22 protein-coding genes are annotated in these 25,933 nt (G+C 53.8%); 5 read left to right on the top strand and 17 right to left on the bottom strand.

Features of this window, described 5'->3' with window-relative positions; all coding sequences use genetic code 11:
* The 12 genes from M891_RS0114145 to cls form a co-directional block, all read right to left on the bottom strand.
* A partial coding sequence (locus M891_RS0114145) for a transposase (protein ID WP_028539302.1) occupies positions 1-227 on the bottom strand: 227 nt, incomplete at its 3' end.
* Between the two features lie 543 nt (positions 228-770).
* Complete coding sequence (locus M891_RS0114150) at positions 771-1,046, bottom strand: hypothetical protein (RefSeq protein WP_028539303.1); 276 nt, start codon at positions 1,044-1,046, stop codon at positions 771-773.
* Between the two features lie 166 nt (positions 1,047-1,212).
* The gene (gene prmC / locus M891_RS0114155) at positions 1,213-2,100 is read right to left on the bottom strand and encodes a peptide chain release factor N(5)-glutamine methyltransferase (protein ID WP_028539304.1); all 888 of its coding nucleotides are present in this window, start codon (positions 2,098-2,100) and stop codon (positions 1,213-1,215) included.
* 4 nt (positions 2,101-2,104) lie between these two features.
* Positions 2,105-3,172 (bottom strand): peptide chain release factor 1, encoded by a 1,068-nt coding sequence (gene prfA / locus M891_RS0114160; RefSeq protein ID WP_016314183.1) that lies wholly within the window; start codon positions 3,170-3,172, stop codon positions 2,105-2,107.
* 216 nt (positions 3,173-3,388) lie between these two features.
* Complete coding sequence (locus M891_RS23960) at positions 3,389-3,856, bottom strand: TM2 domain-containing protein (RefSeq protein WP_051417012.1); 468 nt, start codon at positions 3,854-3,856, stop codon at positions 3,389-3,391.
* Positions 3,857-3,858: 2 nt separating this feature from the next.
* On the bottom strand, positions 3,859-4,203 hold the full coding sequence (locus tag M891_RS0114170) for a TM2 domain-containing protein (RefSeq protein WP_028539305.1): 345 nt from the start codon (positions 4,201-4,203) through the stop codon (positions 3,859-3,861).
* 247 nt (positions 4,204-4,450) lie between these two features.
* On the bottom strand, positions 4,451-5,551 hold the full coding sequence (ychF, locus tag M891_RS0114175; RefSeq protein ID WP_028539306.1) for a redox-regulated ATPase YchF: 1,101 nt from the start codon (positions 5,549-5,551) through the stop codon (positions 4,451-4,453).
* Positions 5,552-5,644: 93 nt separating this feature from the next.
* Entirely contained in the window at positions 5,645-6,475 is an 831-nt protein-coding gene (locus tag M891_RS0114180; protein ID WP_036700567.1) for an energy-coupling factor transporter transmembrane component T family protein, read from the bottom strand.
* The gene (locus M891_RS0114185; protein WP_028539308.1) at positions 6,472-8,322 is read right to left on the bottom strand and encodes an ABC transporter ATP-binding protein; all 1,851 of its coding nucleotides are present in this window, start codon (positions 8,320-8,322) and stop codon (positions 6,472-6,474) included. Before M891_RS0114185 ends, M891_RS0114180 begins: the two co-directional genes overlap by 4 nt.
* A 15-nt stretch (positions 8,323-8,337) precedes the next feature.
* The gene (locus M891_RS0114190) at positions 8,338-8,898 is read right to left on the bottom strand and encodes an ECF-type riboflavin transporter substrate-binding protein (protein WP_036700577.1); all 561 of its coding nucleotides are present in this window, start codon (positions 8,896-8,898) and stop codon (positions 8,338-8,340) included.
* Positions 8,899-9,556: 658 nt separating this feature from the next.
* The gene (gene fni / locus M891_RS0114195; protein WP_028539310.1) at positions 9,557-10,585 is read right to left on the bottom strand and encodes a type 2 isopentenyl-diphosphate Delta-isomerase; all 1,029 of its coding nucleotides are present in this window, start codon (positions 10,583-10,585) and stop codon (positions 9,557-9,559) included.
* A 47-nt stretch (positions 10,586-10,632) separates the two neighbouring features.
* Entirely contained in the window at positions 10,633-12,144 is a 1,512-nt protein-coding gene (gene cls, locus M891_RS0114200) for a cardiolipin synthase (protein ID WP_028539311.1), read from the bottom strand.
* A 190-nt stretch (positions 12,145-12,334) separates the two neighbouring features.
* On the opposite strand from cls, the gene M891_RS23965 reads away from it, so the two are divergent.
* Positions 12,335-13,240: a TetR/AcrR family transcriptional regulator gene (locus tag M891_RS23965; RefSeq protein WP_051417018.1), complete on the top strand. Its 906-nt coding sequence runs from the start codon at positions 12,335-12,337 to the stop codon at positions 13,238-13,240.
* Positions 13,241-13,284: 44 nt separating this feature from the next.
* The gene (locus M891_RS0114210) at positions 13,285-16,560 is read left to right on the top strand and encodes an efflux RND transporter permease subunit (RefSeq protein ID WP_028539312.1); all 3,276 of its coding nucleotides are present in this window, start codon (positions 13,285-13,287) and stop codon (positions 16,558-16,560) included.
* Positions 16,561-16,947: 387 nt separating this feature from the next.
* Here the strand turns inward: M891_RS0114210 and M891_RS0114215 are convergent, their stop codons facing one another.
* Positions 16,948-17,643 (bottom strand): TorD/DmsD family molecular chaperone, encoded by a 696-nt coding sequence (locus M891_RS0114215; protein WP_028539313.1) that lies wholly within the window; start codon positions 17,641-17,643, stop codon positions 16,948-16,950.
* Positions 17,644-17,958: 315 nt separating this feature from the next.
* Here M891_RS0114215 and moaA point away from each other — a divergent pair, with 315 nt between their 5' ends.
* Positions 17,959-18,966, top strand: a complete 1,008-nt coding sequence (moaA, locus tag M891_RS0114220) for a GTP 3',8-cyclase MoaA (protein WP_028539314.1) — start codon at positions 17,959-17,961, stop codon at positions 18,964-18,966.
* On the opposite strand, the gene mobA is transcribed toward moaA, so the two are convergent.
* Entirely contained in the window at positions 18,963-19,646 is a 684-nt protein-coding gene (mobA, locus tag M891_RS23970; RefSeq protein WP_051417021.1) for a molybdenum cofactor guanylyltransferase, read from the bottom strand. The two genes, moaA and mobA, sit on opposite strands and share 4 nt — an antisense overlap.
* A gap of 132 nt (positions 19,647-19,778) precedes the next feature.
* On the opposite strand from mobA, the gene M891_RS0114230 reads away from it, so the two are divergent.
* Positions 19,779-21,002: an MFS transporter gene (locus tag M891_RS0114230; RefSeq protein ID WP_051417023.1), complete on the top strand. Its 1,224-nt coding sequence runs from the start codon at positions 19,779-19,781 to the stop codon at positions 21,000-21,002.
* 202 nt (positions 21,003-21,204) lie between these two features.
* A complete protein-coding gene (locus M891_RS0114235) occupies positions 21,205-22,182 on the top strand; it encodes a LacI family DNA-binding transcriptional regulator (RefSeq protein WP_028539316.1) in 978 nt (325 codons plus the stop codon).
* An 81-nt stretch (positions 22,183-22,263) separates the two neighbouring features.
* On the opposite strand, the gene M891_RS0114240 is transcribed toward M891_RS0114235, so the two are convergent.
* From M891_RS0114240 to M891_RS0114250, 3 genes are all read right to left on the bottom strand, one after another.
* Positions 22,264-24,036: a glutamine--tRNA ligase/YqeY domain fusion protein gene (locus M891_RS0114240; RefSeq protein WP_036700571.1), complete on the bottom strand. Its 1,773-nt coding sequence runs from the start codon at positions 24,034-24,036 to the stop codon at positions 22,264-22,266.
* Positions 24,037-24,151: 115 nt separating this feature from the next.
* Entirely contained in the window at positions 24,152-24,643 is a 492-nt protein-coding gene (locus M891_RS0114245) for a GNAT family N-acetyltransferase (protein ID WP_036700586.1), read from the bottom strand.
* 21 nt (positions 24,644-24,664) lie between these two features.
* Complete coding sequence (locus tag M891_RS0114250; protein WP_016314201.1) at positions 24,665-25,888, bottom strand: MFS transporter; 1,224 nt, start codon at positions 25,886-25,888, stop codon at positions 24,665-24,667.
* Positions 25,889-25,933 lie beyond the last annotated feature (45 nt).

Genomic DNA, 25,933 nt, shown 5'->3' on the forward strand with positions numbered 1-25,933 from the left:
AGATCACGAAGGCGTTTCTGAAGATCTCTCATTGCTTTATCGTCGGCTTTCAGTTGCCCACTGCCTGGAAAGGCCTGTGCGCCGTCTTTCTTGTATTCCGCCATCCAACGATACAGGGTGTTGTCGCTGATCCCCAGTTCGCGGGCGACCTGCGCCACCGCTTTCCCTTCTTCCTGGATCATCTGAATCGTTTGCAGTTTAAATTCTTTATCGTATTTTTTCGTCATGGTAGCACCTCGAATTTGGATAGATTCATTTTACCCGATTCTCGGTTCTCCATGTCTACTTTTTAGTCTAGCAGCACTACTTCTTCATCCTTTGTTACTGTTACTCATTGTTTTCCTCAGTCTTTATTGTTACGCGTCCCCCTACGATCTGATGCAACGGAATAATCCGTAAAAAGAGGACCCGAATAGATACATTTACCATAAAAAACTCGAATAATACGCCAGTGCTAAGATTAAAACCAGCTCCGAAATCAATCCGGCTCTTGGGCTCTAATGTCCCCTATGTACAATTCCGGCATCTCATTGCATAATTATCCCTTTCGTCTTCTTTGTACCATTATCCCCTTCGTTCAGAGGTAGGAAACGAACCTTTCCCCCATAGGTAGTCTCTATTGTTGTTTCGAGTGTACACAGCAACTGATGCAACGGGATAATCCTTAAAAAGAGGGCAAAAGACAGACTTATTGCAAAAAAATGAGCGCCGACGCGTGCGCCGGCGCCCTAGTGGGGTCGGGATAAGAAAGGGAATGGAGGGGGAGCAGGTTATACGGGAGTGATCAAGGTGATCGTTCCCGTCGCTGCCGTCAGCGCAAAAATTCCGATCGTTTGGATGTTGCTCAGTTGAACGGAAAATGTGCTGCCTTGCGTTACAGTCTGAATAAAGTCAGGAGCGTTGTACCGGGTAATCCGGAGTTCGACGTTACCCACTGTAGCCTGAACCGTTACAATCCCGGTTGGGCCCAGCGGGTCGGCGGCCACGAAATACCCTTGGCCGACGCCGGCAGCTTGCGCGTACGGAAACGTCAGTGTAAACGCCATGTGATATCTCCTCCTTTCGGTTTGAGATACCACATTCTATGAAACTATCCTTCCAAAAATAGCGGCTTTTGGTTGAGGAGATCCACCCATTTTCATAGAATCGGCAGAAAGGGGTAGCCCCGGCGCGGCCATCAGCCGTTACGTTCAAACTTTGCAGCTGCGCGGGTTACCCTCGTGCGATTCCGAGCACGTGACGGTCGATGCCGGCGAGATCGGGGACGGTCACGATCTCGTCCCAATAGCCGGCGGCGCGGAGCAAAGCCGCGACATCGGCCGCTTGGCCTTGGCCGAGCTCGAAGCCGATGAGGCGAGGCGGCCGTGGCAGCAGCGCGAGCTGCGCCATCATGGTCCGGTAGGGTGCGAGCCCGTCCGGACCGCCGTCCAGCGCGCCGCGCGGCTCATAGTCCCGCACCTCCGGCTGCAGGTGCGGGATGTCCTCCGCCGGGATATACGGCGGATTCGACACCACGATGTCCAGCGGCTCGCCGGCAAAAGGTTCAAGCAGGTCCCCCTGCTTGAACGTCACCGCAAGGCCGAGCCGCCGGACATTGTCCTGCGCCACCGCCAAGGCGTCCGGCGAGATATCACTCGCCGCGACGCGCCATGCTGGGCGCAGGTGGGCGAGGGCTGCGGCAATCGCGCCGCTGCCCGTGCCGATGTCGGCGGCGTACGGTGCGCCGCCGGGCCACAACGCATCGCCTTCCAACGCGATGCGCTCCACGAGCAGCTCCGTTTCCGGCCGGGGGATCAGCACTGCCGGATTGACCCGGAAGGTCAATCCATAGAACTCCTGCTCCCCGATGATATACTGCGCTGGCTCACCCGCCGCCTTGCGGCGGATTACCGCTTCCCAGGCGTCCCGCTTGTCCGCCGGGAACGGGTCACGCAGCGCGGCCAAATACGCCGCGCCCGTTAGGCCCAGCACATGGCGGAGCAACAGCTCCGCATTTGACTCGGGCTCCCGCACGCCCGCCGCCGCTAAAAAAGAAGAAGCCTCTTTGCGGGCTTCCCATATCGTCATTGCACCGGACATCCGGTATCCTTCTTTGTGCAACACGTTATTCTCCTTTTTCCATCAGTTCAGCTTGCTCGGCAATCGTCAACGCCGATACGATCTCATCCAGATCGCCGTTCATGACCTGATCCAACTTATGCAGGGTCAAGCCGATCCGGTGATCGGTCACCCGGCTTTGCGGGAAGTTGTAAGTCCGAATCCGTTCGCTGCGGTCCCCGGTACCCACTTTGCTTTTCCGTTCGCCGGCGTATTTCGCTTCCTCTTCCTGACGTTTCATATCATAGATGCGGGCACGCAATACTTGCAGCGCCTTCTCTTTATTAGAGTTCTGCGATTTGCCGTCTTGGCAAGTAGCCACAATACCGGTTGGGATATGAGTCACCCGCACGGCAGATTTGGTCGTGTTAACCGATTGACCGCCTGCACCGCTGGAGCAGAAGGTATCGACCCGGATATCTTTATCCAAAATCTCGATATCCACTTCCTCAACTTCCGGCAACACGGCAACCGTCGAGGTCGACGTATGAATCCGTCCGCCGGATTCCGTCGCTGGAATACGCTGCACGCGATGCGCGCCGCTCTCGTATTTCAGTTTACTGTAAGCGCCCTTGCCGTTAATCATAAAGATAACCTCTTTGAATCCGCCTAGGTCGCTTTCATTCATATCCATCACTTCGACGCGCCAGCCTTGAGAATCGGCATACCGCGTATACATCCGGTACAAGTCGGCAGCGAACAGAGCCGCCTCGTCTCCTCCGGCCGCGCCGCGAATTTCTACGATTACGTTTTTATCGTCATTCGGGTCCTTTGGCAGCAACAAAATGCGAATTTTCTCTTCCAAAGCCTGCTGGCGCGCGGTCAGTTCCTCGATTTCCATCTTTACCATTTCGCGCATTTCATCATCCAGCTTCTCGGCCTGCATCGCTTTGGCCGCTTCCAGCTCTCCGATTACATTCTTATATTCGGTGTACGCCTCATAAGCCGGCTGTAAATCCGATTGTTCTTTGGAGTAATCCCGCAGTCGTTTCGAGTCGTTCGCTACGTCTGGATCGCAGAGCAGTTCACTTAACTTCTCGTAACGGTCAGCCAAGGATTGTAGTCGGTCCAACAAGGGATATCACCTCTCTTCATTCGATCACAAGATCTTATAAAAAGCCGCTTATCCACTAATTATTATTTCAGGGATAGACGACTTTTTATTATATCATGGAGGTCATGTTTTGGCTAGATCACATTCGCCCAGACCTCCAACTTCCAATTAGGAACTTTCCACCTCAAAAAAAGACGCCGCAAAGGCGCCTTTTCATGAATGGATGAAAACTGCTGCCTAAATATCAAGCGGACGGCCACGTTCCCCTAGCCCATCCGCGCCGGGCTTCGTAAAGCCTGCCGGCGAGCGAAGGGCAGCGATTTGTTCGATCAGCGACTGCTCCAGCTTTGCGTTCCAATTCCGGACCATGCCAGGCAGCAAGCAAGCATCGACAATGACCCATACGGTCAGCGCCAACCCAAACAATATGACGGGGATAAGCAAAAACAGGGAGTAGCTCGTATCGGGCGAATCCACGCTTTCAATCGCCGACGCAATGGCAAACCCAAAGTAAAGCCCAATCGCCAGGATGAATAAACACAGCTGTATAACCCCGCTGGCGATCCGCTTCAAGTAGAAACGATGCACGCCCAAATGACCGGCCAGCAGCATCAGATATGCCAGGCCCAGCGATTTTTCGCGCTTATTCATTTCTGAATTCAGGAGCAGCAGCTCGCTTGTGGTCAGATCGCTTTTGGTCCACATATTTAAATCGGAAACTCCGGAGATCTGCCGCGGTCATAGAAAATTCGGTCAATAATCCGGTTCTCCACCTCGGCGTTATGCTGTTTCACCCAAGTATGTACCAGGAAAGCATCCACGATCCACCAGATCCCGGTTACAATCAGCCCAACCACGGTCAGGGACAAGATCAACTGGGTCACGGCCGTTCCGATTTTCTTCATGTAAAAACGATGTCCTCCAACAATCCCAAGGAAATACCACAGAATGTATGCTACAAACATGTTTTTTCCCTGATTTTTCACCTCGGATTCCAGCAACAGCAATTCCCGGGTATCCAACTGGGACTTGCGGTGCAAGGCATAATCCATACTCATGACGAAACTCCCCCTAGATGTAAGAATGAATCAAACTTGAATTAAGTATACAAACTCGAATCTATGAAAACAACGCAAATTTCTCCCATATGTATATTTTCTATGATAAAGGTATACTGTGCACACTTCTCCGAACACTTTCTATTCGAAAGTAAAAAAATGCAAATAAAAAACTGCCCCAGGGTTCACATCCATGCTGCGCCCCTAAGGCAGTGTTGCTTCGCTGTTACTCGGAATGAAATTAAACGTTAAAACGGAAATGCATAATGTCGCCGTCTTGAACGACGTAATCTTTTCCTTCCAACCGCAGTTGGCCGCGTTCGCGCGCTGCATTCATCGAACCGGCAGCAACGAGGTCTTCATAAGACACAACCTCTGCACGGATAAAACCGCGTTCGAAGTCGGAGTGAATGACGCCGGCAGCTTGTGGGGCTTTCGTACCTTTGCGAATCGTCCAGGCGCGAACTTCTTGAACCCCGGCCGTGAAATACGTATACAAGCCCAGTAGACGGTATGCTGCCTGGATTAAGCGATCCAAGCCGGAAGCGTTCAGGCCCAGCTCCTCCAGGAACATCTTCTTGTCTTCGCCTTCCAGCTCCGCGATCTCCGCCTCCACCTTGGCGCTGATCGGAACGACTTCGGCACCTTCAGCCGCAGCAAATTCTTTGACCTGCTGTACGAAAGGATTGTTGTCCGCATCGCTGACGCCATCTTCGCTCACGTTAGCCGCATACAGCACCGGCTTCAACGTCAGCAGGTGCAGATCGCGCACGATCTGCTTCTCATCGTCCGTCAGCTCTACGCTGCGCGCCGGCTGATCGTTATACAACGCCTCCTTGATGCGTTCCAGAACTTCAACTTCTTGGGCGTATTGCTTGTTGCCGCCCTTCATATTTTTCTTGGCGCGTTCGATCCGTTTCTCCACGCTCTCCAGGTCGGCCAGGATCAATTCCAGGTTGATCGTTTGGATGTCGCTGATCGGGTTAATTTTGCCGTCCACATGTGTAATGTTCTCGTCCTCGAAGCAGCGAACAACGTGAACGATCGCGTCCACCTCGCGGATATGGGCCAAGAACTTGTTGCCAAGTCCCTCCCCTTTGCTCGCACCGCGGACCAACCCGGCGATATCAACAAATTCAAAAGCCGTCGGAACCGTCCGATTCGGAACCACCAGTTCCGTCAGCTTGTCGAGCCGCTCGTCCGGCACTTCCACGACGCCGACGTTCGGATCGATCGTACAAAACGGATAGTTGGCGGATTCCGCCCCCGCTTGGGTTATCGCGTTAAACAGTGTGGACTTCCCCACGTTCGGCAAACCCACAATGCCTGCTTTCAAAGCCATATCATTGACAACTCCTCATTCGTGTAATTGCTCAACTTCCTTCAACCATAGTAACGATACGCCGGGAATATTTCAAGGAGATTGGTGTATCATCTATCCAAACGGATACCAAAAGCCTTGAAGCAAGCTTTGCTTCAAACCTACCCCGGTCGCCAGCAACACGACGCATAGCAGTGCGATCAGTTTATCGCTCCCCTTCATGACGGTGCCCATGTACCAGGTTCGCTGCGGCCTGGTGCCGAACCCGCGCAGGTCCATGGCATCGGAAACCGACTCGATCCGTTGCAGCGAGGATTGCAGCAGCGGCACAACCGCCTGTGTTACATTGCGCGCCCGCTGCAACAGCGTACCGTCGCCGCGAGAGATACCCAGCCCGCGCATCTGCAGCGCATTGAGAATCGTGCGGAATTCCTTCGTCAGATCGGGAATGTAGCGAAAAGCAATGCTAACCGCATAAGCCAGTTTGTAAGGCACACCTAGCTTGTTAAGGCTGGCTGCAAAACGGCTGGGGTGCGTCGTAAAGATAAATAGCAGCGTGATCGGCAGCAGCGTGAGATATTTCAGCGACAGCGTCAACACGTAAAACAATGTTTCTGCATTAATCGTATCATAACCCAGCGGGATGAACGGCGTATCACTTCCGGTTAGCGTCGTGCCGAAGCGAGGCGTAATCAGCAAAATAAAAATGCTGTTAATCACAGTAAAAACCATCAGAGCCCAAAATAACAGCGCCATTTTTCGGAAAGGAACCCGGGCGAGCAGCAGCATCGTAACCCCGCCGGCCAGCATGACGACAAATACGCGCAAATCCATGAACAGGAAGGTAACGACAGTCCAGGTCAGGAGCAGGATCAGCTTAACGGCGGCATCCATCCGATGAAAAAAAGATTCCCCGGCAACGTATAATCCGCTCGTTTGGTTCATGCTCGTTTCACCTTCTTTTCCGCTGCGATAAAAGCTTCCACAAAGCGCGAAGGCGAGGTGAGCCCCTGAGCCTTCGCGAAGCGGGCCAGACTCGTCTCCCGCAGGTTCGCCCTAGCGGTTAGATCTCCATCTGCGAGAATCCGTGCCACCGTATCTTCAGCGATAATTCGACCTCCTGCCATTACCGCTGCCCGATCCGCATATTCCAAGGCCAAATGCATATCGTGCGTGATAAACAGAAAAGCCATTCCCTCCGCAGCCAGCTGGGCGATAAATTCCATAAATTCGGTATAATGCCGATAATCCTGTCCCGCCGTCGGCTCGTCCAAAATCATGAGCTGCGGCTGAAGTGCCAAGATGGCTGCGATGCTCAGCCTTTTCTTCTGCCCGAAGCTCAGCGCAGAAACCGGCCAGTTGCGGTACGGGTACAACCCGCAAATCCGTAGCGCCTCATCCGCTCGCTGATCTCGTTCGCTTTCGGGCACACCGCGTGCCGCGAGGCCAATGCGAACCTCATCCCGCACGATATGCTGGGTCAGCATGTGATGCGGGTGCTGCATCACATAGCCGATCGCTTCGCCGCGTCGGCGAATCGACCAGCCGTTGATCACCTCACCCGACAGCAGGATCTCACCCCTACTCGGCTTAAGCAAGCCGGTGATCAACCCCGACAGCGTCGATTTGCCTGCCCCGTTGCTGCCAAGCAGAGCCACCGTCTCACCAGCGCGGACGGTCAGCGAAACGTCCTCTACTGCATTCGTCCCCGGCTCATAGGCAAACGACACGCCCCGCAGCTCAAGCAGCGGCTCTCCGGCGCTGCTCCGTACAACCGGCGGAACCGAAGCGGCCCAGGTCTCAAGCCGCTCCCGCAGTTGGAGCTCACTTGCCCCCGTCCGCTCGCGATCATCCTGAATCCGGTGACCATCGCCATCATCCGTGATCTTCGCATCGTTATCCTTCATCCGTTCACTGCCGCCTTGTCCGTTTCCTTCCCTTGCACCATTTGGCATCCCAACAGGTTCTTGGAGTCGTAATGAAGCCGGGTCAGTCAAGTCGGTGAAGTTGGACAACGACAGCCCCGCATGCGAGAGCGCATCCAAGTAGAGCGGCTGGCGCAGGCCATACTGAGGGAGGATCCCTGCAGCAAGCAGCTCATCCGGCGTGCCAATCGCGGCGATCTCTCCTTCGTTCATGACAACGACGCGATCGATATGCTCCAGCAGCACATCCTCGACGCGATGCTCGATCAGAATCACCGTTTTTCCTTGGTTGCGGTGAATCTCGTCAATTAACCGCATCGCCTTGGCCCCGCTGGCAGGGTCCAAATTCGCCAGCGGCTCGTCAAACAGCAAGATATCCGCTTGCGTCGACAGTACGCCGGCCAGCGATACCTGCTGTTTCTGCCCGCCGGAGAGCTCATGCGGGCCCCGGGCTTCAAAGGCTCGCATACCCACCACATCCAGCGCCGAAAACACAGCTTCCTTCATCACATCCTGCGGAGTCGCCTCATTTTCCAGTTGGAACGCTACATCCTCGCCAACCGTCTGACCAACGAACTGGGCATCCGGATTTTGCAGGATCGTGCCGACCCGACGACTGCGCTCAAAGATCGTCATCGCCGAAGCATCCTGACCTTCCAGCAGCAGCTGCCCCGAAACTTCACCGCCGTAAGAAAAGGGAATTAGCCCATTGATACAATGGGCTAACGTTGACTTGCCGGAGCCGCTGGGGCCGGCGATCCATATTTTCTCCCCGCGTGCGATCTCTAAGTGGATGTTTTTTAGCGTAGGTTCGCTTTGATTTTTGTACCGAAAACTGAAATGTCGGAAAGAGATGACTGGCTGCATTTGTTCAGTAAACTCCTATCTATCCACGCTTAAATTCGAGTTGCTGCGGTTGCGTCTCACATAAGCCAGCACCGCCGGTAATCCCAGAATGAGAAACACGGCTAGGTTGGCCAGCCCTGCGGAAACAACCTGCACCAAAATTTTATCGTTGGGTTCCCCCATCACGAGAATATCAAAATACCCGGAAAACGCCAGAGAAGCGAAAATCCCCACAATTCCATACACCACAAACCAGGCCACGTGGTTCTTCTTCATTTGCCCTTCCTGAGCGTTGAAGTCCTTCGCCAAATAAATTAGGCCCATGAACGCCGCCGTAATGCCGGAGCCAAGTGCCCAACCCCACCAAACGGTGCCGCTGGTAATCAAGTCGTTAATCACATGTCCGATAAATCCGGCGATAAAACCAACCACCGGTCCAAACAATGCACCAAAAATCGCCAACAAAGCGATCGCCGGCCGAAGCTGCGTATCCGGGGCAATCGGGATGCCAATCCAGCTGGTCGCTCCATAGAGCGCAGCCCCAATCCCGATGGTCACCACCGTTCTCGTGCTCCACTTCCACAATGAAGGTTTCATATCCATCTCCCTCTCTTTAACATCAAAGCCGTGTAATGAACACAGGTTTGAAGTCGTTATGTATTTTACCGGTTGCCGGTTCTTATCGAAGAAGATGTCAGGTTGCCGTCCACGCAGACCGGTGTTTTCTTCAATATAATAGGGATTCCCCCCGATTGCAATAAAATTCTTACTAAATTGGTTGGAATTATCGCAAGCGCACTTATTTGAGCCGGCGTCCTCTCACCATTATCCCGCTGAATCAGCCAGGGAAGAGCATACAACTTCAGGCTGCAGGGGAGCACTTATCACAGAGAACATCAGAAGAGAATCATCCCAAGATTCACCCCAAGATTCATCCCAAGATGATCATCCCAAGATTCACCCCAAGAAGCTGATCTCAGATGTAACCCTAGTCTCAAGTTACAGATATCCTGCCACACTAGCGTCCCTGACAAAAAGGGATAATCCCGTAATGCCCCCCTAAAAGGTGCCCCATAAGGAAAAAAAGGCTCAAAGGATCAAAGGCCCAAAGTGAACACCACCGAAAGGAATTCGTATCCCCCCTTCCCTGCCGAACTGAATGAAAGGGATACCTGAATTAGCGGGATAATGCCTTAAAAACGGCAAGGGGAACGGCCAACATCCCTTTCTTCAATCAAGGATGCGGTACGCCCCGCTACTCGCGGCGCACGAGCCGCGAGGTGTTCTTCAGCGCCGGAATGCTCCCGGCGCCGATGCCGAACATGGCCGTGCGGAGCTCCAGCTCAACGCGCTCTAGCAGCGCGTCCAGCTGTGCCTCCGACCGCACGGCCGGTTCGAGCAGCGCCCGGCCGAACCCGGCCAGGTCCGCGCCAAGCGCCAGCGCTTTGGCCGCGTCCACACCGGTGTTCAGGCCGCCGCTGCCAATCAGGGCGGCGTCGGGCACCGCCGCCCGCACTTCGCGGATGCATTCGGCGGTTGGGATGCCCCAATCCGCGAATGCCTCCGCAGCCGCGCGGCGCACAGGATCGCTGCCGCGGAACTTCTCGACCTGGCTCCACGAGGTGCCGCCGGCGCCCGCGACGTCGACGAAGGCGACGCCTGCTTCGCGCAGGCGTTTTGCCGTCACGCCGTCGATGCCCCAGCCGACCTCCTTGACGCCAACGGGAATCGGCAGTTCTCGGCATACCTCCTCGATCCGCCGCAGCAGCCCGCCGAAGTTCGTATCTCCCTCCGGCTGGAACACCTCCTGCAGGCTGTTCAGATGCAGCACCAGCATGTCCGCTCCGGCGATCTCCACCGCCCGCTTGCAATCATCCGGTCCATAGCCGTAGTTGAGCTGCACAGCGCCTAAGTTGGCGATGATCGGTATGCTCGGCGCAAACCGCCGCACCGCGAACGTATGCGCCAGCTCTTCCCGCTCAACAGCGGCCCGGACCGAGCCGACGCCCATGGCCCAACCGTGCCGCTCCGCCGCTTCCGCCAGACGCATATTGATCTCGCCGGCCAACCGGCTGCCACCGGTCATCGAGCTGATCAAGAACGGCGTCCGCAACGATGCGCCAAGAAACGTTGTCTTGAGGCTGATCTCGGCGAAATCCAGCTCGGGCAGGGCGTTATGGCGAAAGCGGTATTTTTCAAATCCGTTCAGGATGCCCTCCGCATTCACTTGCTCCTCCAGACAGAGCCGGATATGCTCGGTTTTGCGTTCCGATGTGGGTTCCATGCTGTACACTCTCCTTTTTCCGCATTCTCTACAAGGTTCTAACCCTGTTATAACAGCGGAGATAATAGCCGGGCCGCGGATTCCGCGAGACGTACCGGGATTTTCTTCTTATTCATAAATTCATCCTTGTCGATCAGCTTCGCCGACAGAAGATCGCGTTCGAAATTGTTGACGACCTTAGCGACGCTCTCGTTTTGCACGAGGAGTGCGTTCACTTCAAAATTCAAATGGAAGCTGCGCATATCCATGTTCGCGGTTCCGACCGTGGCCACTTCCCCGTCAACGATCAGCAGCTTGGAGTGCAGGAAGCCTTTTTCGTACTCGAAAATTTTCACCCCGACCTCCAGCAAAGAAGGGAAATACGAATGGGAAGCCAAGAACGGCAACCATTTATCCGGCCTCGCCGGGAACAGGATCCGCACGTCAATCCCCGATAAGCCGGCCACGCGCAGCGCAGTCAGGATATCCTCATCCGGAATAAAATACGGCGTCGCCAGCCATACCGACTTCTTCGCCGAGGTGATCATGGCAAAGAAGATGTTTTTGAGCGTCCGACTTTCGTTGTCAGGCCCGCTTGGCACGATCTGTACCGCGCCGCTGCAGCCCTGTTCCAGTTCCGGAGACAAATAGGCGAGATCCATAATTTTCTCCCCGGTGACGTACTGCCAGTCTTGCAGAAAAATAATCTGCAGCGACCGGACCGCCTCCCCTTTCACCAGCATGTGCGTATCTCGCCAGAAGCCATACGTCTTGCTGCGGCTCAAATATTCGTCGCCGACGTTGAGGCCGCCGATAAATCCAGTATTGCCGTCAATCACCACGATCTTGCGGTGGTTACGGTAATTGACTCGGCTCGATAAAGACAAAAAACGCATCGGCCCGTAGATCCCCACCTTTACTCCAGCCGCGCGCAGTTCTGCGGTAAACGATTTGGGCAAGCCAATGCTGCCTACCGCGTCAAACATAAAACGGACCTCAACCCCGGCCCGTGCCTTTTCTATAAGCGTTTTCTGAATTTCCCGTCCGATATCGTCCGCACGGTAGATATAGTATTCCATATGGATATGATGCTGGGCTTTCTTCAGCTCTCGCAGCAGGTTCGTAAATGTCTCTTCCCCGTTGGTCAACACGTACGTGCGGGTTGCCATGGAGAATGGCGTGCGAGCCAGCCGCTGGGACAGATGCAGCAAGCGCTGTTGATTGGGAGTAAACTGCGACAAATCCCGAGGCAACGGGCGAGCACTGCGATCGATCCGCTCATAGCTAAGGCGATCTTGCTCCGCTTTTTTATCGAATTTACGCCGCTTGAAGTAATTTTGACCCAGCAGAAAATAGAGCACCAGCCCCACAACCGGCAGCAAAGCAAGTACGAGAATCCAGGCCACCGTGCTGGAAGGATTGCGGTTCTCCATAAAAATGGCAAAGCCGATCGTAATGACGGTCAGCGTTTGGAAGATACTAACGAGCGTGCCCCCAAATTTACCGAAGACGCCAAATCCGAAATAATAGAAAGCAAATAATATTGCGGCGATAAGAATGATTTGAAGTCCCCGTCTCATCTTACTACTCCCTCTTTACCTATTGATGCATGTGATTATATTCTACATGAACGCTCGAATTCTTCCTACTGGTGTGTGGAAAAATGTACATACGCTCATTTGTATCCGCCTGGGCTTTATACTATAATCGAAATGACCATTAAGTCAGAATGAGAACCCGTGAGTCAGAGGAAGGGGGTTCAGTAATTATTTGTCTCATCCATCCATCGACAAGAAGAAGCTGATTTTACGTGCGGCCATGCAGCTGTTTTCGGCCAAGGGTGCATCTGCCACGTCGATGCAGGAGATCGCCGAAGCTTGCGGGATGTCCAAGGGCAGTCTCTACCTTCACTTTAAATCGAAGGAGGAACTGGAGCAGAGCTTGTTCGACTACTGTTACCAGATGCTGCTTGACCATTTGATGCAGGTGGAGCTCCAGCAAGGATTGACGCCTAAAGAGAAATTGCGCCGTCAAATCATCGTCATGCTCGAACTGGTGCTTGAGTTGCGCGAATTCTTGATTATGCAGTTTCAGGATTGGCACAAAAACGGTACGCCCTACAAAGAACCTGCCTCGGTTAAAGCACACAACGCCAAGTTGTTACAGCATGGGAAGAACAAGCTGGAGGCGATCTATGGGCCGAAAATCGAACCGTACACAGGGGATCTGTTAACGATCGCTTACGGTATGGTTGGCATGTACATCCGATTGCTGTTCGAGCCCCATGTTTCGGCCTCGCCGGATCAAATGGCAAACCACTTGATGGACCTGCTTGATCTGGCAGCCGAGCATCAGTTATGCAACCGTCCTGAGCCGTTGATTTCCGAAGAGGCGTTGCGGCTGATGACCGAAGGGGCCCCAGGCAGCCTGGATTTGCAGCAACATCCGATCATCGCAGTCAAACGGCTTCGCGATCACCTTGGCGCCATCACTGACGCAGACAGGCATCAGGAGGCGCTGGAGACGCTGCAAATTTTGGAGCGTGAAATTCTGGAACTTCGTCCGCGCCGCGCGATTATCAAAGGCATGCTAGCCAATTTAGCTGCCGTCCCGGAACTGGCTGCGCATTCTGCTGAATTAAAGCAACTGCTGCAGGCATATATCCAGCATATTTAAAAGAAGTTTGTTACCTATAGAAAGAGAGGAGCAGAAACCCGTATATGAAGAGTATCATCCAGTTTTCCCTGCGTAATAAGTTCGCGATCTGGCTTCTGACCGTGATCGTGACTGCCATGGGATTGTACAGCGGTCTGACGATGAAGCAGGAGACCATTCCAAACATTAACGTACCCTACCTTAGCGTAACTGCGGTCTATCCGGGCGCTGCTCCGGAAGGCGTAGTCGAGGAGATTACCAAGCCGCTGGAGACGCGGTTGCATAATGTTGACGGCGTTAAGACCATAACCTCCACTTCGATGGAGAACGCTGCTTCGCTCATCATTGAATTTGATTACGATACGAACTTGGATAATGCCACCGCAGCGGTTCGCGAGGCATTAAACGATGTGCAGCTTCCGGAGGATGCCCAGAAGCCGCAGATCACCCGGTTTAGTCTAAACTCTATGCCGGTCGTTTCCCTTAGTTTGTCGGATAAGGAATCCGGCAGTCTCGAGGATTTGACTCGAATTACGGAGAACGACATTAAACCTGTACTCGAGGATTTGGACGGCGTTGCTTCGGTGCAAATCGCGGGTCAGTTTGTCCGTGAGGTTAGTTTGAAGTTCAACGAAGCCAAGCTGAAGGAACTGGGTCTGACGGAAGATACCGTCAAAGGAATCGTGCAAGGCTCCGCGCTTCGCGTGCCGCTGGGGTTGTTCAGTCTGGAGGAATCCGAGAAGGCGGTCGTTGTTGACGGCAACATTACCACCGTAGATGATTTGAAAAACTTAGCGATTCCGATCGTACCAAGCTCTGCTAGCGCAGCGGGCAACAGCGCGGCAGGCGCCAATGCTGCTGGGGGTATAGATGCGGCTAGTGGCGCTGGCGCAGCGGCAGGCGCGGCTAGTGGTGCAACTAGCGGTGCTGGCAACGCGGGAGCTGCTGGCGGTGCAGGTGCTGAGGGCGGTGCAAGTGCGGCAGCCGGCCCTAACGCCGGAGGCGCTCTGGGAGCTGTTCCAACCGGCCTTCCGACGGTCAAACTTGGCGACATCGCTGACATCGAGACGGTGGGCAAAGCCGAATCCATCTCCCGGACCAACGGGGAGGAATCGATTGGTATTCAAATCGTTAAATCCAATGATGCCAACACCGTTGACGTCGTGAACGAAGTCAAGGAAGCCGCCAAAGAGCTGGGCAAGCAGTACGACCATATCAACTTTACGGTCCTGCTGGACCAAGGTCAGCCGATCACCGACTCGGTGAACACGATGCTGTCCAAAGCATTGTTTGGCGCTTTGTTTGCCGTGTTGATCATCCTGATCTTCCTGCGTAACATTCGCTCGACGATCATTTCCATTATCTCGATCCCGTTGTCCTTGCTGATCGCCATTTTGGCGTTGAAGCAGATGGATATTACACTGAATATGATGACGCTGGGTGCCATGACGGTTGCCATCGGCCGCGTCGTCGACGACTCCATCGTCGTTATCGAGAATATTTATCGGCGCTTGTCCCTGACAGGCGAGAAGCTGAAGGGCAGCAAGCTGATCATCGAAGCAACACGGGAGATGTTCATCCCGATTATGTCCTCGACGATCGTCACGATCGCCGTGTTCCTGCCGCTCGCTTTTGTCAGCGGGATGGTCGGGGAGCTGTTCCAGCCGTTTGCGCTCACGATGGTCTTCTCGCTGCTGGCATCGCTGCTGGTTGCTATCACCCTCGTACCGGCGCTGGCGCATACGCTGTTCCGCAAAGGTCTCAGCAAGAAACATGATCACGATGAGAAGCCCAAAGGCATGGCCCGCGGCTATCGCCGTATTCTGGAATGGTCGCTGTCCCATAAGCTGATCACCTTTGGACTTGCAGTAATCCTGCTGATCGGCAGCTTGTTCCTGTACCCGCTGGTCGGCGTCAGCTTCCTGCCGGAACAAGAGGATAAATATGTGATGGTTACCTACTCTCCGGAACCAGGAGCTCGACTGGAAGATGTGGAGAAGGATATGCTGCAAGTGGAGAAATACATCCTGAAGCAGCCGAACGTCGATCGAATTCAATACTCCGTTGGTGGCGACAATCCGCTGGGGATGGGGTCCTCAAACTCGGCTTTGTTCTATATCGCCTACGATCCGGATACCAAACAATTTAACGATGTAAAAGAAAAGCTCATCGAAGGCCTGCGGACCGAGCTTCCGAAGGGTGAATGGAGCGATATGTCCGAGCTGATGACCGGCGGTCTGGGCGGCAGCACGTTAAGCGTGAATGTGTTTGGGGACGAGTTGGAGCAGATCAAGCCGGTATCAGATCAAATCCTCTCCCTGATTCAAGAGGATACGAAGAACTTTGAAAAGGGCGACACCAGCCTGTCCAAAACCTATGAGCAGTACACCCTGGTTGCGGATCAACAGAAGCTAAGCTCCCTCGGCTTAACGCCAGGCCAACTGGCGATGAAGCTAAGCCCGGTTCGAGAACGTCCAGTTCTGACCGAGGTCGCCATCGAAGGCAAGAAATACAATGTGTATATTGAAGCCGACAGCGAGACCTATAACAGCATTACCGATATCGAAAATGCAACGTTGACTTCGCCGCTCGGCATTCAAGTCCCCATCAAGGACGTAGCGAAGGTAGAAAAAGGCACCTCCCCGGATTCCATCATGCGGATCGACGGGAAGATGGTCGTTGAAGTCAGCGCAAAAATCACCTCCACCGACGTACAAAAGGCGTCGAACAGCTTGCAGGAGAAAATCGACAAGCTGGATCTGCCGGACGGCGTGACCGTTAAATTCGGCGGCGTGACCGAACAGATCAACGATACGTTTGGCCAACTCGGACTGGCCATGTTGGCAGCCATCGCCATCGTCTATTTTGTACTCGTCGTTACCTTTGGCGGAGGCTTGGCTCCATTTACGATTCTCTTCTCCCTGCCATTTATCGTAATCGGCGCCATGTTAGGCCTGCTGATCGGCGGAGAGACCTTAAACGTCTCGGCATTGATGGGCGTGCTCATGCTCATCGGGATCGTCGTGACCAACGCAATTGTCTTGATCGACCGCGTTATCCACAAGGAACGCGAAGGCTTGTCCACTCGCGAAGCCTTGCTTGAAGCGGGCGCTACCCGGCTTCGTCCGATCCTGATGACCGCCTTAGCAACGATCGGCGCACTGTTGCCGCTGGTCTTCGGCTGGGAGCGCAGCGCAGGGATTATCTCGCGCGGCCTTGGCATCACCGTTATCGGCGGCTTGATCAGCTCGACGCTGCTCACGCTGGTCATCGTGCCAATCGTCTACGAATTTCTGATGAAGTTCCGCCGCCGTGATCTGTCGGCCAAGGAACTGGATTAAATCAATACTCAAGACGACGTAAGGATTACTATCCTGCGTCGTCTTTTTTTGCCCATTAATGGCTGCATCTCATCGCACGGTCGGCTCTAACGCTGATGACAAACGTTATTTGAGCAATTTGGAGTCATTTAAAATTCTAACGACGATGAGCAACGCTATTGCGGTCATAACCACCGTTTTCGGCCACAACATGGGTGAATAAGCACTGTCATAAGCGTTAGAATTTCTACATGCCGTTTTTGGCCCCAATAAGACGTGTGGCAAGCGTTAGATCTCTCGTTCGTCCTCTCGTTCGTCCTCTCGTTAGCCCTCGCAGCAGAAAACCTGAAGAACATCAAAAAGGACCCCATCCCGCCGATCCAGCGAAGGTTGAGGTCCTTTGGCGATCTATTCCATCACCGGCTGCTGACTTTCCCGCCAAGCGCGAAGCTGTGCCAAATCTTTGACCAGAAACTCATCCAGCATCTCAGCCAGTCCGATAAAGAGCGGACTTTCCGTAGCTTGCATGAGCTCCTGGGCAAACGGCTGCGCCCATTTTAACAAATGCTCCTCCAGGAAGCGGATCTGCACGTCCGCTAACGCCAGGCAGCTTTGCTGCAGGTTGGCCTTCGCCAGCATACCTTCCGCGAGCACGGCCATAAACTCCAGCTCTAGTGCAATATGGTCGTCGCGCTCGCCGTTTAACATATTAAATACAATTGCATTATCCATATATAATTGGCGGACTTCGGCAATACAAGCCATCGCGCCTCCACCTTCTCGGCGACTGCGGAACAAGCTTTCACAAGACGGAATGATCGCCTCCCGCCCCGAAAACAAACGATCGTACTCCTTCGCTTCTTGATGGCAGACACTGCGAAACTTCGCTTCAGGAATGCTCTCCAGATAGGCCATCAGCCGGCGTCCTCCCTTACTGGCCCCTGCCTTCGGGTACTGCGCGACCTTACGACGCCACTGAGCCATCAAGGACATCCGCGGCGGACGGCTTAGAAAGTCCATTAATAATTGATACACCATCCCGCGAGTTTCCAGCCACTCCACCTGCTCCCGCGTATAGACCAAAGGTTTGAACAGCATTGCCATCCAAATTCATCTCCCTCAAAACGACATCCTGGTTTAATCTTGCCCTGCCATGAGTTAAAAAAAAGATGACTCCCTTCACCATGCGGGAAATCATCTCGAAAGCATATACCGACACATGATTAAGGGGGATCACGTATCGCTCACCTGTATTATACCTCTAAATGTAAGCGCTTTTATGTGATCTTTTTTACACTTTACTTCCATTGTATCGTTGTCCGACACAGAATATACTTGAACAGTGTGTGTCAACGCATTGACCCCTAGAAGAATATATATTAAATTTGAAACACCTGAAAGAGAAAAGGAGGCGTACACATGGAGCAGTTGCTTGATCCTTTTGGGCGAAAACATGACTACCTGCGCATCTCCGTCACGGATCGATGCAATTTGCGCTGCGTCTATTGCATGCCCGCCGAAGGAATGGTATTTCAACCGCACGAGGAAATCATGAGCTACGAAGAAATTGCCGAGACTGTTTCGGCGCTTGCTCCGATGGGCCTCCGCAAAATTCGGCTAACCGGCGGCGAACCGCTGGTGCGCAAAGATTTAGAACAACTTGTTGCCATGCTCTCCCGCATTCCAGGCATTGAAGATATTGCACTAACGACAAACGGCATGTTTCTGGCGAAAAAAGCCGAGCTGCTGAAGCAAGCGGGATTAAACCGAGTGAACATCAGTCTCGATTCACTGCGTCAGGACCGCTTCGCGATGATTACCCGCGGCGGCGAGGTGGAGAAGGTGCTGGAAGGCATTCAGGCCGCCGTCGAGGTCGGTTTTGAGCCGATTAAACTCAACGTGGTCCTGATGAAAGGGATAAATGAGGATGAAATCCGCGATTTTATCGCATTAACGTTGGATCGACCGCTGCATGTTCGTTTTATCGAATATATGCCGATCGGCAGTGCCAGCGACACCTGGCGTCAAACTTACCTGCCTCTGACGGCCGTAGAAGACGTATGCCGAGAAGCGGGCTGGGAAGTGGAAGGCGTCGAAGGTCCTCGCGGTAACGGCCCTGCCGAAAGCCGCCGCGTGGCGGGTGCCGCCGGAACGTTTGGGCTGATCCATCCGGTCAGCGACCATTTCTGCGACAGCTGTAACCGGCTGCGCTTGACCGCGGATGGACATATCAAAGCCTGCCTGTATTGGTCGGATGAGCTGCATGTGCGTCCCTATGCCGCAGCCGGTAACCATGAAGGCATCCGCTCCCTGTTCCTGAAGGCGCTGGGAGCCAAGCCGAAGAACCATGAAATGGCGTTGGCTTTGGAGCGCAAGCAACAAAGCCATACGCCAACCGCCCGCCGAATGTCACAGATCGGCGGTTAACCCTCTGAGCGGCCCGATTCTAACCAAGATCGGGCCAGCTCATAGTCCTCCGGCTTGTTCATATTAAACGTGCACCACTCCAAGGGGAGGCCCGAAGCATTGGCGAGGGCCTCCCCTTCGATATATTCGGTGCACAGCGTCTCGGTCCAAGCCGTCATCTTGAGGCGGCCTTCCCGCAACCGCGCTTCCAAGCCTGGAAGCACGCTGCGCCGATAGGCCGCCAGCAGCGGATGGGCCCGCTCCGGCGTGCGGGCCAAAATCGCCTCGGTCGGTGCGAAGCCGCCCGAGGCGCCTGCCGCGAGGTCGCTTGCCCGGTCAACCGCCCGGGCCGCCGCTTCCTCCGCAGCCTCTGCGCGCTCCAGCAGAGCGCGGAACAGGCCGCGATTCGCGAACGGCGTATCACAAGCGACCGCGAGGTTCCAGCGGGTTGTCGAGCTCTCCAACCCGGCATGCAGCCCAGCCAGCGGACCGGCCCCCGGATAACGGTCCGTCACGACTACTTGGCCAAACCGTTCATAGGCCGCCCTTTCTCCCCCAGCGATCACGATTCTCGAAGCTATCGGCTCCAGCTCTCGAATCAATCGTTCCAGTACCGTCAAGCCGCCAAGTTCAAGCAGCGCTTTGTTGCTGCCCATCCGGCTGGATCTTCCGCCGGCTAAAATGATGGCGGTAATGTTCATCAGTTTTCCCCCAATGCATAAATTATGGTAAAACCAAAAAAACTTGGTTTGTATCCCCTTTCACCTGTGTGTTACATTGGGATCATAGTCACAAGCTTCCCGCTGTGACCATATGGACCCGGATAGAAAGGAATGGCTCGTTTGCAGGAAAAAAGACGATATTCGTCCTTTTCGTTGTTGCCGCTAGGTCTGCTTAACTTTTTGATTTACGGAACTTTGGTCATTTTCACTGCCTTTTTTCAATTATATTTGCAGGACATCGGGATGGACAAGCTGGAGATCGGCAGCCTGATGGCCGTCGGCCCCCTCATTTCATTGGTGGCCCACCCGTTCTGGAAATCCCTGGGCGACCAAAGGCAGAATCCACGTGCCATCCTGTTAGTTATGATGCTGGGCTTACTGATCATGGGTCATCTCGTATTTAAGGTGACGACCTTTTCGATGTTGTACGTAACGATGATTTTGCTTTATTTTTTCTTAAGCCCGCTGCTCTCGCAGAACAATACCTTGACCCTTGGCTATCTTGCAGAAACGCCGGACCAATTTAGAACCTACCGCATTTGGGGTTCGCTGGGTTGGACGTTCATCGCGCTGGCTGCCGGACCGATCATCGATGCCGTCGGTCATGAAGGAAGCTCGCTGCTGTTTAGTGTGACATTGATGCTAGCGATCGGAGCAACCTTGTTGCTGCCTACCATTCGTCAAGCGTCCCAAACCCCATGGCTGAAGGGCCGGGAGCTGCGCCTGGCGCTAAAGAACAAGTACCTGGTGGTGTTTGTCCTCTTTAGCCTGCTGGTAGCCATCCCGAATGCCATCAACACGATCTTTATGCCTTTGTTTATGATCGATCTCGGCGGAACGCGGCTGTCGGTCGGCGGTGCCGTGTTCTTATCCACCGTTTTTGAATATCTCGCATTTATATTGCTAGACCGCTTGTTCAAGCGAAAATTATCCTATTTACTCGCTTGCACCACGATTGTCAGCTTGTTGTTTGCGATTCGCTGGGATTTGATGTCTGAAGCGACACTCCCGGTGCACATCTTGCTTATTCAACTGCTGCACTCCGTCACGTTTGGCGGATTCTTCTACGTCGGCACCAAGCTGATCGCTCTGCTGTTGCCGCGGCCGCTGAGATCAGCGGGACAAGCGGTCTATACCTTTGCTGCCAGCGGCCTTGCCTGCGTGATTGCGGGCTTCTGGGGCGGCTGGATATTTCAAAATTTCGGTCCGGTGGTGATGTACCGGTCCGGCGTCGCCTTAACACTCATCGGTGCGCTTGGGTTCGCCGCGATGTGGTATCAAATCCGCCATCACGGCTATTCGCCGGCAATGGACGATCCACATGATGAACCATAACAACCGGCCAGCTATATGCGCTGCCTGCCGATCTTACGAAATACGAAAGAAAACAATGCCGGATACCGTAACGCCCTCGCTCCCAAACGAGGTGACGCCGGTTGAGGGCATTGTTTTCTTTATTGCATCTCCATTGTAAAATATGAAATGCATTCCATAGCAACATCCTTTTTGATTTCATACAGGGAAGGAGCGGTTTGCCATGCCGAACATCAAACAGATCGCAGAAGCCGCCGGCGTCTCGGTCACAACCGTGTCCCGGGTACTGAACGGCCACCCCTACGTCAGTTCTGCCAAGCGGGAGGCGGTTGAAGAAGCCATTCGCCGGCTCAACTATTCGCGGAACATGAACGCCGTCCATTTGATTAAAGGTATGACGCAAACCATCGGCGTGATCCTGCCGAACATCAACCATTACTATTTTGCCAGGATCATGGAAGGCGTCGCCAAACAGGCGTTGAAAAACAACTACCAGCTGATGCTGTGCCAGACCGGCTACCGCCCGAACGAGGAACGCAAGGTGCTGGAGATGCTTCGCAACAAGCAGATGGACGGGTTGATCATCTGTTCACGAGCGCTGTCCCTCCGCGATATCGAAGTCTTTGCCGACTACGGTCCGATCGCGTTATGCGAGCGGGTGAGCGGCCGCAACCTCTCCTCGGTGTATATCGATCACTATGCCAGCTTTCAAACCGCGATCCGTTATCTCTGGGAAAAAGGGAAACGCCGCATCGCGTTTACAATCTACCGCCGTAACAGCCCCAGCAGCCGCAGCCGTCTGAAGGCTTACACTGATACCCTGGCGGCCTTGGGCGGGCAAGCCCGGGAGGATTGGGTGCTGGACGGCTACCTCGATTGGGAGGATGGCGCGGCGCTGGTGGACCGGCTGCTCGCGATGAACGAGCGCCCGGACGCCTTGCTCATCACAGGTGACCAAGTCGCCGCGGGGTTTATCCTCTCCGCACGCCTTCACGGGATCGAGGTGCCGGGCGATTTCGCCGTCATCGGCTTCGATAACCAGCCGATCGCCGGCTTGCTGGGGATCACGACGATCGACAATCGATTGTCGGAGATCGGAGAACGGGCGTTTTCTATCGTTCACGGGCACATCGTCGGCGACGAGGACCACCCCGTCTCGGAGGAGCTTCGCTTTCAGTTTATCGAGCGCAGCTCAGTGTGAAACCACCAAAAATAAGGAGCCTGCAGAGATCTGCAAGGCTCCTTTTTGCACGCAAAGTTCTGTGTGCCGCTTATAGCTTACTTAGGCCTTCGGCAATTGGAACGAGCTTTTCAGCGACACGATGCGGTTAAACACCGGTTGCCCCGGCTTCGAATATTTCGTATCGACGTTGAAATAACCGTGCCGGAAGAATTGGAATTTATCTTGCGGTTTCGCATCCTTCATGTTTGGCTCCACGAAACCATGCGCAATCGTCAGCGAGTTCGAGTTGATCAGATCAAGGAACGATTTCTCCTCGGCAGCTTCGACAATCGGTTCTGCAGCAGCATCGACTGTCACATCATCAACCAGGCCTTCAACCGGTTCCTCTAACGCCACGTCCGCCGTCTTCTCCGCTTCCTCTTCCAGAATCAGCGGTTCGTACAACCGGAACTCGGCAGGAACCGCCTGAGTCGCCTCCACCCAGTGGATGGTCCCCTTCACTTTACGGCCGGTAAAGCCGGTGCCGCTCTTCGTTTCCGGATCATACGTGCAGTGGATTTCCACTACGTTGCCGTCCGCATCCTTAATGACATCGTTGCATTTCACGAAGTAGGCATGTTTCAGACGGACTTCGTTCCCCGGGAACAAACGGAAATATTTGCTCGGCGGATTCTCCATGAAGTCATCACGTTCGATGTAAATCTCCCGCGAGAACGGGATTTTACGGTTGCCCATGTCCGGATTTTCAGGATTGTTCTCCGCATCCAGCCATTCGATTTGCCCTTCCGGATAGTTGGTGATCACGACCTTCAGCGGGTCGAGCACCGCCATCGTGCGCGGAGCTTTCAATTTCAAATCCTCACGGATAAAATGCTCCAGCATTTTCGGATCCACGTTCCCGAAGTTTTTAGAAATCCCGGTTTCGTAGACGAACGCTTTGATCGCTTCCGGTGTATAGCCGCGGCGGCGCAGACCGGAAATCGTTGGCATCCGCGGATCGTCCCAACCGTCAACAATGCCTTCATCCACCAGCTTTTTCAGCTTCCGCTTGCTGGTTACCGTTTGCGTCAAATTCAACCGGCCAAATTCGTATTGGTGAGATACGTGCGGCATTTCCGTTTCGGCGATCGTCCAGTCATAGAACGGACGTTGATCCTCAAACTCAGTCGAGCATAAGGAATGCGTTACGCCTTCGATGGCATCCTCCAACGGATGAGCAAAGGTGTACATCGGATAAATACACCATTTATCGCCGGTGTTATGATGGGTCGCATGCACGATCCGGTAAATGACCGGGTCCCGCAGGTTGATGTTCGGCGAGGCCATATCGATCTTCGCCCGCAACACCTTTTCCCCATCCTTGAACTCACCTTTCCGCATCCGTTCGAACAGGTCAAGGTTTTCCTCGACCGAGCGGTCGCGGTAAGGGCTGTTTTTCCCCGGCTCAGTGAGCGTTCCGCGCATCTCACGAATTTGGTCGGCACTCAGATCATCCACGTAGGCTTTGCCTTTCTTGATCAGCAGCACAGCACGATTGTACATCTCTTCAAAATAATCGGACGCAAAATGCAGCTCTTCCCACTCGAAGCCCAGCCATTTCACGTCTTCCTTGATCGAGTTAACGTACTCTACATCTTCTTTCACCGGGTTGGTGTCGTCAAACCGCAGGTTAGTCCGTCCGCCGAACTCATCCGCTAACGCGAAGTTGATCCAGATCGCTTTGGCGTGTCCGATATGCAGGTAACCGTTCGGTTCTGGCGGGAACCGCGTCACTACGGTTTTCACCTTGCCGGATTTCAAATCTTCCGAAATGATATTTTTAATAAAATTGGGAGGGGTTAAATTATTCTCCACGGGTATCAACCTTTCCATTCGAGTTCTTCCCCGAAATTTCTTCTTCTAAATATACCGATATCTTTAGAATAGTTCAATGCCTTAAGTACTATCAGACACTTTGCATTCCGCGCTGGGATCAGCACTTTATCGGCTAAACCTTTCTCCACATTAATATATCGTCCACATACGTTCCGTTAATCAGAAATTCTTCCACAAGACGGCCCTGCTCCACGAATCCGCAGCTTTTGTAAAAAGCAATTGCCCCCGGGTTGCTGCCCAATACGCGCAACGACAGCTTGCGTACACCCCGCTCAGCCGCGAACTTCAGCAAGGCATCCATTAGCACTCGCCCCACGCCCTGCCGCTGGTACTTCGGATGAATCGCAATGTTCAGCTCAAGCACATGTTGATTGCTGGGGAGCCGGGTCGGCGGCCTAAAGCCGATATAACCGCAGATTTCCTCGCCTATCCCGGCCACGATCTGACTTCCCGGCGGGCAGCTCTGCAAATATTGCTCCCTCGACTCCCATTCCATTTTTTCCGCTGGCGTATTGTTATAATCCCAAGTGATCTTGTCGATTTCGATCAATGCGGCCGCATCACGCATTTCCGATAGACGCGTCCAAATTTCACGTTGATTCATGAACTTCATCCTTTCTCCTGCTCACTCCGCCAGACCCGGCAGCTGCGGACGACTCTCCCGGTTCATAGCAGCATGTACCAAGAAGGAGAGCACCGACAGCGCTGCAATGCCCACAGCCAACCAAGCAACCGGCGTAAGTCCATTCCAGTCAAACAGCATGCCCATGGCATAAGGTCCAGCAACGCGGCCAGCCGCCCCCATCCCGCCAACCAAACCGAGGTAGAACGGCGCCGCCTTCCCGGTCCGATCCGAGATAAACGACGGGATTGCCGGAGAGATCAGCATTTCGCCGAAGGTGGTGAGCACCATGGCTCCGACCATACTCGGGTACGTATGGAAGCTCAAGATCGTAGCGTAACCCAACATGTAGAAGATGGCACTCGCCGTCATTTGAGCTTGCGGGGAGCCGGCAAAGGTCCGCTTTATCCATAAAGTAAAAGGTTGTCCCACAAAAATCAATAATCCGTTCAGCGTCCAGAGAATACTGTAATTCCACTCCGGCATACCTTGGGAGATGATATACGGCGATACGCCGTTATTCCAGATACAGTTCCCCAGCCAGAGGAAAAACGAGCCCACGCCCATAAACAGGTAAACGGGATACCAGCGAAGCAGCGTCCAGACGCTTTGGCCTTCCACCGTTTTTTTGCGTTTCTGTACTTGCAGCTCGCCTTGCGTTTTTTGAACTTTGTTCAAATAAAACCAAAAAAATAAGGCAAACCCCGCCGAAGTGAGTCCATTCAAAATAAAACTGAGATCATACGAGATCTGCGCCAAAAACCCGCTGATGGCCGTCCCCAACGCCACACCAATATTGTTGGCTACATAAATGACATTAAACAGCTCCCCGCGTTGCTCGGCAAACCGAAAACCGATAAACGCTTGAATGGCCGGCATCGTCGTGGCATTAAAGAAACCAACCAGCAGCATCAGCAGCATAAACAGATGCCAGTTCCCGCTTCCGTAGGGCAGTAGAATCAGGAAGAGGGAGGTCAAAGCAAGACCGCCCACGATCAGGCGCTTGACGCCTAGGCGATGGTACAGCGCTCCGCCCAGCAGCTGACCGGCAATCCCGCCGACAGACATGACGAGAATGACCAGGCCGGCATCCGTCACAGTCCGCCCCAGTACCTTAAACACAAACATCGTGACCAAAGGCCACATCAATGAACCGCCCGCTGAACTGATCAAGCTTGCGATCAAAAATACCTTGACTTCCCGCGGATAAGCCTGCAGCCATCTCATCGTGATTCCCCCTTTGCTGCAACAATTGTGTATATACAAAAAAAA

It is taken from the genome of Paenibacillus sp. J14 (genome assembly GCF_000518465.1).
In the GTDB taxonomy this organism is placed as follows: domain Bacteria; phylum Bacillota; class Bacilli; order Paenibacillales; family Paenibacillaceae; genus Fontibacillus; species Fontibacillus barengoltzii.

Coding starts and splice junctions, on each gene's coding strand:
- M891_RS0114190 (WP_036700577.1), bottom strand. CDS start 8,898: ATGAAACCTTCATTGTGGAAGTGGAGCACGAGAACGGTGGTGACCATC.
- M891_RS0114215 (WP_028539313.1), bottom strand. CDS start 17,643: ATGGCAATGCTGTTCAAACCTTTGGTCTATACGCGGGAGCAGGTGGAG.
- M891_RS0114185 (WP_028539308.1), bottom strand. CDS start 8,322: ATGCAGCCAGTCATCTCTTTCCGACATTTCAGTTTTCGGTACAAAAAT.
- M891_RS0114230 (WP_051417023.1), top strand. CDS start 19,779: ATGGCTCGTTTGCAGGAAAAAAGACGATATTCGTCCTTTTCGTTGTTG.
- fni (WP_028539310.1), bottom strand. CDS start 10,585: ATGGAACCCACATCGGAACGCAAAACCGAGCATATCCGGCTCTGTCTG.
- M891_RS0114245 (WP_036700586.1), bottom strand. CDS start 24,643: ATGAATCAACGTGAAATTTGGACGCGTCTATCGGAAATGCGTGATGCG.
- moaA (WP_028539314.1), top strand. CDS start 17,959: ATGGAGCAGTTGCTTGATCCTTTTGGGCGAAAACATGACTACCTGCGC.
- M891_RS0114240 (WP_036700571.1), bottom strand. CDS start 24,036: ATGGAAAGGTTGATACCCGTGGAGAATAATTTAACCCCTCCCAATTTT.
- M891_RS0114250 (WP_016314201.1), bottom strand. CDS start 25,888: ATGAGATGGCTGCAGGCTTATCCGCGGGAAGTCAAGGTATTTTTGATC.
- M891_RS0114210 (WP_028539312.1), top strand. CDS start 13,285: ATGAAGAGTATCATCCAGTTTTCCCTGCGTAATAAGTTCGCGATCTGG.
- M891_RS0114150 (WP_028539303.1), bottom strand. CDS start 1,046: ATGGCGTTTACACTGACGTTTCCGTACGCGCAAGCTGCCGGCGTCGGC.
- mobA (WP_051417021.1), bottom strand. CDS start 19,646: ATGAACATTACCGCCATCATTTTAGCCGGCGGAAGATCCAGCCGGATG.
- cls (WP_028539311.1), bottom strand. CDS start 12,144: ATGAGACGGGGACTTCAAATCATTCTTATCGCCGCAATATTATTTGCT.
- M891_RS0114180 (WP_036700567.1), bottom strand. CDS start 6,475: ATGAACCAAACGAGCGGATTATACGTTGCCGGGGAATCTTTTTTTCAT.
- M891_RS0114235 (WP_028539316.1), top strand. CDS start 21,205: ATGCCGAACATCAAACAGATCGCAGAAGCCGCCGGCGTCTCGGTCACA.
- M891_RS23960 (WP_051417012.1), bottom strand. CDS start 3,856: ATGTGGACCAAAAGCGATCTGACCACAAGCGAGCTGCTGCTCCTGAAT.
- M891_RS0114170 (WP_028539305.1), bottom strand. CDS start 4,203: ATGGATTATGCCTTGCACCGCAAGTCCCAGTTGGATACCCGGGAATTG.
- ychF (WP_028539306.1), bottom strand. CDS start 5,551: ATGGCTTTGAAAGCAGGCATTGTGGGTTTGCCGAACGTGGGGAAGTCC.